The organism is Streptomyces sp. SID1328, assembly GCF_009865595.1.
In the GTDB taxonomy this organism is placed as follows: Bacteria; Actinomycetota; Actinomycetes; order Streptomycetales; family Streptomycetaceae; genus Streptomyces; species Streptomyces griseoluteus.
In genome coordinates this window covers 1-5,890 of record NZ_WWKH01000108.1, presented here as the reverse complement: position 1 = coordinate 5,890, position 5,890 = coordinate 1, and the positions used below count along the sequence as shown (strand labels likewise).

Here is a 5,890-nt window from a genome sequence, read left to right as displayed (position 1 = left end):
CCGTGCTGCCCTGGCACGCCCTGCGTACGCCGGTGGCCGACCTCGGCGCGGCCCTCGCCCACACGGCGGCCGCCCTCGGCAAGATCGCGGCCGATGTCCAGGTACTGGCCCGCACAGAGGTCGGCGAGGCGGCCGAGCCCGCCCCGGCAGGCCGGGGCGCCTCCTCCGCCATGCCCCACAAACGCAACCCGGTCCTCGCCACGCTGATCCGCTCGGCGGCCCTCCAGGTACCGGTGCTGGCGGCCGGGCTGACCCAGTGCCTCACCACCGAGGACGAGCGGTCCGCAGGGGCCTGGCACGCCGAATGGACCCTCCTCCGCGAGTCCCTCCGCCTGACCGGAGGCGCCGCCCACACCGCCCTCGACCTCGCCCGCGGCCTCACCGTCCACCCCGACCGCATGCGCGCCAACCTGGCCCTGACCGGCGGCCAGATCGTCTCGGAGCGCCTCGCCGCGGTCCTGGCACCCCGCCTCGGCAAGGCGCAAGCGCGGCGACTGCTGAGCGAGGCGTCGGGGCGCGCCGCGGGGGAGGGCGTGCCACTGGGCGAGGTGCTGGCGGAGCTGCCGGAATTGCAGGGTGTGCTGGATGGCGGGGAGTTGGCTGAACTGCTCGACCCGGCTCGGTACACGGGCGGGGCGGGGGCGCTGGTGGACCGGGCGCTGAAACGCTGAGGGGCGGCACGGGGCCGGCGGCCCGCACCGAGCGTCGCGTTGCAACGCCGACCGCGCCACGGGACGTACGCACCCCCCGTTGCCTACGCTGGCGGCTGCTCGTTCGTGGTGACCGTCTTCAGGAGGCAGCTGTGTCCAGTCGTACCCGGACCGAGGAGTTCCGTGAGCTGCACCGGCGGCCGGAACCCGGTGATCCGCTGGTGATCCCCAACGTCTGGGACGCGGTGAGCGCCCGGGTGTTCGCGGATGCCGGGCACCGGGTGCTGGCCACCTCCAGTGCCGCGGTGGCCGCTGTGCTCGGGTACGACGACGGGGGAGCCGCCCCGGCGGACGAGGTGTTCGAGGCGCTCGCGCGGATCATCCGCGCCGTCGACGTCCCGGTGACCGTCGACATCGAGGACGGCTACGGGCTCGCACCGGCCCGGATCGTGGAGCGGCTGCTCGGCGTGGGTGCGGTCGGGTGCAATCTGGAGGACACCGACCATGCCTCAGGCAAGCTCAAGGACGCCCGCGAACACGCCGACTGGCTGGGGGAGTTCGTGGCGGCCGCCGAGGGCCGGGTGGTGCTCAACGCCCGCGTGGACACGTTCCTGCACGGGGCGAGCGACGCCGAGGAGGCGATCAGCCGGGGCCGCCTGTACGCCGAGGCGGGGGCCGACGTGGTCTACCCGATCCTGGCCCCGGCCGGTCTGCTGCCCGAGCTGGCCAAGGGCGTCCCGGCCCCGCTGAACGCCCTGTACCTGCCGAACGGGCCGGCCCCGGCCGAGCTGGGCCGGCTGGGTGCCGCCCGTGTCACCTTCGGCGGCGGCCTGCACCAGCGTGCCGAGGCCGCCCTCACGGAGATCGCCCGCACCCTGCCCGCCTGACCGCAGGCACCAAAGATGCGCCCCGCCCAAGTCCTGGGCGGGGCGCATCTGTTGTGGCTACAGCCCGGCCACAGCGCGGAGCGCCTCCGCCCGGTCCGTCCGCTCCCAGGTGAAGTCGGGCAGCTCGCGGCCGAAGTGGCCGTAGGCCGCCGTCCGGGCGTAGATCGGCCGCAGCAGGTCGAGGTCGCGGATGATGGCCGCCGGGCGCAGGTCGAAGACCTCGTCGATGGCCTTGCCGATCGCGTCTACGCCGACCCGGTGGGTGCCGAAGGTCTCGATGAACAGCCCCACCGGCTCGGCCCGCCCGATGGCATACGCGACCTGCACCTCGCAGCGCGCGGCGAGACCGGCGGCCACGACATTCTTCGCCACCCAGCGCATGGCGTACGCGGCACTGCGGTCCACCTTGGAGGGGTCCTTGCCCGAGAAGGCGCCGCCACCGTGGCGGGCCATCCCGCCGTAGGTGTCGATGATGATCTTCCGGCCGGTCAGCCCCGCGTCGCCCATCGGGCCCCCGATGTGGAAGCGCCCGGTGGGATTCACCAGCAAGCGGCAGCCCTCGGTGTCGAGTTCGATGCCCTCCCCGGCCAGCCGCGCCAGCTCCACGTCGACCACGTTCCGGCGCACCTCGGGCACCAGCAGGTCCTCCAGCGAGACGTCCGCCGCGTGCTGCGCCGAGACGACGACCGTGTCCAGCCGGACCGCCCGGTCCCCGTCGTACTCGACGGTGACCTGGGTCTTCCCGTCGGGCCTGAGGTAGGGCATGTTCCCGGAGCGGCGCACCTCGGTGAGCCGCTGGGCCAGCCGGTGTGCCAGCCGGATCGGCAACGGCATCAGCTCCGGGGTCTCGTCCGTCGCATAGCCGAACATCAGGCCCTGGTCCCCGGCGCCCTGGGCGGCCGGCAGGTCCTCGCTGTCCGCGTCGACACCGCGCGCGATGTCGGGGGACTGGGCCCCGATGGAGACGGACACCCCGCAGGAGGCGCCGTCGAAGCCCTTCGCGGAGGCGTCGTAGCCGATGTCGAGCACGGCCTCGCGCACCAGGGCGGGCACGTCGGCCCAGCCCCGCGTGGTGACCTCGCCGGCCACGTGCACCTGGCCGGTGGTGATCAGGGTCTCCACGGCGACGCGCGAGCGCGGGTCACGCGCCAGCAGCGCGTCGAGGACCGTGTCGCTGATCCGGTCGGCCATCTTGTCGGGATGGCCCTCGGTGACGGACTCCGAAGTGAACAGACGGCGGGGCATGACACTCCTCGGGTTGCAGCGGCTGCTGACGGTGCGGGGTGGCCGGGGTGGGTGCCCCGGCCGGGTGTCACCAGGCGTACGCCTCGGGCGCGGGCCGGTGACCGGGGAAGATCTCGTCGAGCCGGGCCAGCGCCTTCGGCTCCAGCTCGACGTCGAGTGCGGCGAGGGCGCTGTGCAACTGGGCCGGCGTGCGCGGGCCGACGACGGGTGCGGTGACGGCCGGGTTGGCGAGCAGCCAGGCCAGCGCTACATGCCCCGGCTCGTGGCCCAGCTCGGCGGCGAAGTCCTCGTACTCCTGGATCTGCGGCCGCCTCCTCGCCAGCGCGGCGGCGGCCCTTCCGGCCGTGCGCCGCACGCCCCGGCGTTCGTCGCGGAGCACCCCGGCGAGGAGACCGCTGTGCAGCGGGGACCAGGGGAGCAGTCCGATGCCGTAGCGCCGGGCGGCCGGGATCACCTCCAGCTCGACGGTGCGCTCCAGGAGGTTGTAGTGGGACTGCTCGCTCACCGGGCCGGGCAGGTGCCGGGCGCGTGCGGTCTCCCGGGCCTCGGCCAGGTGCCAGCCCGCGAAGTTGCTGGAGCCGACGTAGAGGATCTTGCCCTGGGTCACCAGGACGTCCATGGCCTGCCAGATCTCGTCCCACGGGGTGGACCGGTCGACGTGGTGCATCTGGTACAGGTCGATGTGGTCGGTGCGCAGCCGCCGCAGGCTGGCCTCGACCGCGCGGCGGATGTGCAGCGCGGACAAGCCGCCCTCGTTGGGCCAGTCGCCCATCTCCGAGTACACCTTGGTGGCCAGCACCGTCCGCTCGCGGCGGCCCCCGCCCAGCGCGAGCCAGTTGCCGATCACCGTCTCGGTCAGGCCGGGGTGCTCGGGCCAGCCGTACAGGTCGGCGGTGTCCACGAAGTTGACGCCCGCGTCCAGGGCGGCGTCCAGGATGCGGTGGGCCTCGGCCTCCTCGGTGTGCACCCCGAAGTTCATGGTGCCGAGGCAGAGCCGGGAGACGCGCAGACCGCTGCGGCCGAGCTGGGTGTACTCCATGACGTCCTTTCGGGGCCGGTCCGGGATCGGCGGGATCAGCGGAAGTCTTCGGCGTGGTCCGCGGCCCAGCGGTCGAAGGTGCGCGCGGGCCGGCCGGTGAGGTCCTCCACGGCCGAGGTGACCGGCAGGGCGGTGGCCGGGTCGGCCTCGGTCTGGGACCACTCGTTCAGCAGGTCCGCGACGATCCCCGGCCGCAGGAAGCGCTCCGCCTCGGACCGCCAGACCTCCGGGTCGATCCGGGCCACCCGCAGTGGCCGCCCGCTCGCCTCCGCGATCGCGGCGACCTGCTCAGCCTGCGAGACGGGCGCGGGCCCGGTGACCGTGTACCAGCGCTCGTGGTGGCCGTCCGTCCGCAGCGCGGCCACGGCCGCCGCCGCGAGGTCGGCCTCGTGCACCACCGGGCACACGGCGTCCGGATGGGGCAGCCGGACCACCCCGTCCGCCCGCGCGCCCGGCGCCCACCACAGCGCGTTGGTGGCGAAGGGCGCCGGCCGGAGCACCGTCCACCGCTCCGGTCCGTTCTCAGCGAGCGCCGCCTCGGCCGCCCGGTACCTCGGGTAGACCCAGGAGGACCGGTCCCGCGCGGTGTGTCCCGCGGCCCAGGCCCCGGTGAACAGCACCACCTTCTCCACACCCGCGCGTTTCGCCGTCGCCGCGAATGCCGGAATGGCGTCGAGAACCGGGAAGAGGAATACCGAGGACACCCCGTCGAGTGCCGGATAAAGGCTTTCCGGATCACTCAGGTCACCGCGTACGACACTTGTCCCGGACGGAACTTTCGCGTTTTCCGGATCACGGGTCAATACACGTACTTCTTCGCCCGCTGCCAGCAGTTCCCGCAATACGTGGCGGCCCGTCTTGCCGGTGGCCCCGGTCACCAGAATTGTCATGCGGAGAGCATAGGGAGAATCGCTGGATTCAGGCGATGGTGTTCACCGCCCCCCGTCCGTCGACCGCGCGGGCCCGCTCCTCCAACTGCTGGGCCGCGTCCCGCCAGGAGGCCGCGCATTCCCGGGCCGCGGCCGCGACCTTGGCCGCGCAGTGCGGCGGAATCCGGTCCACCAGTTCCTCCCAGCGCCGGTTCGCCAGCGCGTGGGTGTCCAGCAGCCGCAGCAGGAACCGGCCGTCCTCGGTGAGCCGTATCGACGGGTCCCGCTTGAGCAGAAGCAAAGTCTCCGCCAGCGCGAAGGCCGTCACACCGCCCCGCTCCGGACCGCGCGACGCGGGCGCCGGTGCTGCCGGCCCGTGCACCGGGGCGCCGGACGGCCGCCCGCCGAGGGTCGGACTCGCGCCCTTCTGTACGCGCTCGCGCACATCGCGGGCGGTCGCCAGGGACAGCCCGCTCTCCCGGGCGATCTCCCGCAGCGTGGCCTGCGGATGGGTACGGGCGTATTCACCGGCCAGCCGGCGCCGCTCGGAGTTGTCCACCGGGCGCGACCGGCCGTCCCGGCCGATCCGCGCGTTCAACTGAGGAATTGCGTCACCCGAACGACGCCGGATCGAGCCCACCGTCTTCGGCGACAGCCCCGTGGCGGACGCGATCATCCGGTCCGACCAGTCCGGGTGCGAGCGGATGATCCGCAGCGCGGCCGCGTTGCGGTCGGCGCGGGTCAGCGGCAGCCCGTGGTGGGCGTTGCGCTCCACCGCCAGCAGGAACGCGTCCTTGGCGGTGCCGTCGAAGTACTGCACGTCGATGTGGGTCTGCCCGTTGAGCCGGGCGGCCCGCAGCCGGTGGACGCCGTCGATGACGCGGAGCGTGGCGCGGTGCACGATGATCGGCGGCAGCGGCGAGACGCACTGCGCCAGGTGCCGGACGTGTTCCTCGTTCTCCCCCGATATTCGGGGGGAGTCGTCGGTCGACAGCGACTCGATGGGCGCGCGTGTCACCGGCAGGCTGTCCGCCTGTGCGTTCCACATTTCCGCCGACTCACAGATCACCGGGGCGGCCAGGTGAATTCCTCTGGTTTCCGTCACAGCCATTCTCAATCTCCTGTTCATATGTCCGTACGGGGGCATAAAGATGCGAGATTGACGCGCGTGGTCACAGACCGGTCGACCGGTTCGGGACA

6 protein-coding genes are annotated in these 5,890 nt (G+C 73.1%); 2 read left to right on the top strand and 4 right to left on the bottom strand.

Annotated features, from left to right (window positions below):
* Both GT030_RS03500 and GT030_RS03495 read left to right on the top strand, forming a co-directional pair.
* Window positions 1–671 (top strand): lyase family protein (locus GT030_RS03500; protein ID WP_272920653.1); only part of this gene is annotated, 671 nt, incomplete at its 5' end.
* Between the two features lie 131 nt (window positions 672–802).
* On the top strand, window positions 803–1,537 hold the full coding sequence (locus GT030_RS03495; protein ID WP_346009551.1) for an isocitrate lyase/phosphoenolpyruvate mutase family protein: 735 nt from the start codon (window positions 803–805) through the stop codon (window positions 1,535–1,537).
* 57 nt (window positions 1,538–1,594) lie between these two features.
* Here GT030_RS03495 and metK read toward each other — a convergent pair whose 3' ends face one another.
* The 4 genes from metK to GT030_RS03475 all read right to left on the bottom strand — a co-directional run bounded on the left by metK (window position 1,595) and on the right by GT030_RS03475 (window position 5,801).
* Window positions 1,595–2,782 carry a methionine adenosyltransferase gene (gene metK, locus GT030_RS03490; RefSeq protein ID WP_161199778.1) on the bottom strand — a complete coding sequence of 396 codons (1,188 nt, stop codon included), beginning with the start codon at window positions 2,780–2,782 and terminating at the stop codon, window positions 1,595–1,597.
* Window positions 2,783–2,849: 67 nt separating this feature from the next.
* Entirely contained in the window at window positions 2,850–3,821 is a 972-nt protein-coding gene (locus tag GT030_RS03485) for an aldo/keto reductase (RefSeq protein WP_161199777.1), read from the bottom strand.
* A 35-nt stretch (window positions 3,822–3,856) separates the two neighbouring features.
* Window positions 3,857–4,711, bottom strand: coding sequence for an NAD(P)H-binding protein (locus tag GT030_RS03480; protein WP_161199776.1), 855 nt, complete (start codon window positions 4,709–4,711; stop codon window positions 3,857–3,859).
* Between the two features lie 28 nt (window positions 4,712–4,739).
* Window positions 4,740–5,801: a ParB N-terminal domain-containing protein gene (locus GT030_RS03475; RefSeq protein ID WP_237522173.1), complete on the bottom strand. Its 1,062-nt coding sequence runs from the start codon at window positions 5,799–5,801 to the stop codon at window positions 4,740–4,742.
* Between the last annotated feature and the right edge of the window lie 89 nt (window positions 5,802–5,890).